General features: G+C 67.6%; 1 protein-coding gene. It reads left to right on the top strand.

Annotated features, from left to right (window positions below; all coding sequences use genetic code 11):
- The first annotated feature begins 91 nt into the window (after positions 1-91).
- Positions 92-1,678, top strand: a complete 1,587-nt coding sequence (gene tnpC, locus CKO23_RS24585) for an IS66 family transposase (protein ID WP_200336125.1) — start codon at positions 92-94, stop codon at positions 1,676-1,678.
- The last annotated feature ends 8 nt before the right edge of the window (positions 1,679-1,686 follow it).

Genomic DNA, 1,686 nt, shown 5'->3' with positions numbered 1-1,686 from the left:
GTAAGCGGTCAGATACCCCCTTGATGCTCCCGGTCGCGCAGCCCAGAATCGGGCTATCTTCACCGTCCACTGAAACCTCCCCGCCTGAGCGATGCACCTGAGCGACCACAGCCTCAGCCAGCTTGACGCAGCCTACGTCCAGACTCTGGACGAGGGAGCGTTGCGCGGTCTGTTGCTGCGCGCCCTGGAGGATCTCAAAGAGGCCCGCGAGCGGCTGGGGCAAAATCCCACCAACAGCTCCCGTCCTCCCAGCAGCCAAGCGCCCTGGGATCGCCCGTCGGCGGGCCAGGACGCGACGCACGGCGACGCTGCCGACGACGCGGCGAGCACCCCGGATCAAGAGGGTGATCAACCGGATGAGGCCAGCACGCCCCCGCAGGAGCCCTCCACCCAATCGGGACAGACGTCTAAGCCCAAGACGCCCAAGCGCAAGCCCGGCAAGCAACCGGGTGCGCCCGGGTTTGGACGCACCCAAGTCTTCGAGGCCCAGGAGACGCGCGCCCACCGTCCCGAGGTGTGCGAAGGCTGCGGCAAGACATTGCCCGCCGACGCGCCCAGTGTGGCCTACGCCGGCTTCCAATCCATCGATCTGGTGTGGGGCGATGTCGAACGCCCGGGTCTGCACCTGCACATCACCGACCATCGTCTTCATGACGGCCTCTGCGAGTGCGGCCATCACACCCGTGCCCGCCCCGGCGAAGGCCTGGTCGAGGACGCGCGCTTGGGCGCGGTTGCCCTGAGCGAATGGCGCCTCGTCGGTCCCGGTCTGGCGACCCTGATCGTGGCGCTGCATCTGCGTTTTCGGATGTCACATCGGCGCATCCGCGAGTTTCTGCACGACTGGCTCGGCGTGCGCCTGAGCACGGGCACCATCAAAGGCACCCTGCACGAAGCGGCTGGCGCAACCGCGCCGCTGGAGGAGGCGTTGATCGAGGCCGTCGTGGCCAGTGATCTGCTCCATGCCGACGAGACCTCCTGGGCGCAGGGCGGCGACTTACTCTGGCTGTGGGTCTTCACCAGCGCCACCGTCACCCTCTTCGTGGTGGCCAAGCGCGGGCGCGCGATCCTCGATCGGATCCTTCCGGGCTTCAGCGGCTGGCTGATGAGCGACGGCTGGCAGTCCTACCGCCACCTGCCGCAACGGCTGCGCTGCTGGGCCCACCTCACGCGCAAGGCGCAAGGGTTGATCGATAGCTACGATCGCGAGGCGCAAGCCTTCGGACGCCAGGTTCAAGACACCTTTGACACCTTGATTGGCGCCATTCATGAAGCACGTGCCGGCCCTGCGGGCGATTTGCCCGGCACCCATGCCGCGTTGCTCGCCGAGCTGCACGCCGCCTGCGTGCGCCTGCTCGGGCACCGTCACGCCAAGACGAAAGCCTTGGCCGTCGAGCTGTGGAATGACTGGGAGGCCATCTTCCGGGTGCTGGACAATCCCCAGTGGCCGATCACCAACAACGCCGCTGAGCGCGCCCTGCGCCATTGGGTCATTGCACGGCGCATCATGATGGGAACGCGCACCGAAGCGGGGTCGCGTACCTTCACCCTGCTCGCCAGCGTGATCGAAACCTGTCGTCAGCGCGGCCATGTGCCTTGGCCCTATCTGGCCGGCGTGATCGCCGAGCGCCGCGCCGGTCGCGCGGCGACTCCGCTGCCCGCTCCGATGCCTGGTCTCTGAACGGCTAC

The organism is Thiocystis violacea, assembly GCF_016583565.1.
In the GTDB taxonomy this organism is placed as follows: Bacteria; Pseudomonadota; Gammaproteobacteria; order Chromatiales; family Chromatiaceae; genus Thiorhodococcus; species Thiorhodococcus violaceus_A.
The sequence above is the reverse complement of the archived record's forward strand: the minus strand, read 5'-3'. Positions and strand labels throughout refer to the sequence as shown.

Bases quoted from the DNA above. Each gene is read 5' to 3' on its own strand.
- tnpC (WP_200336125.1), top strand. From the start codon at position 92: ATGCACCTGAGCGACCACAGCCTCAGCCAGCTTGACGCAGCCTACGTC.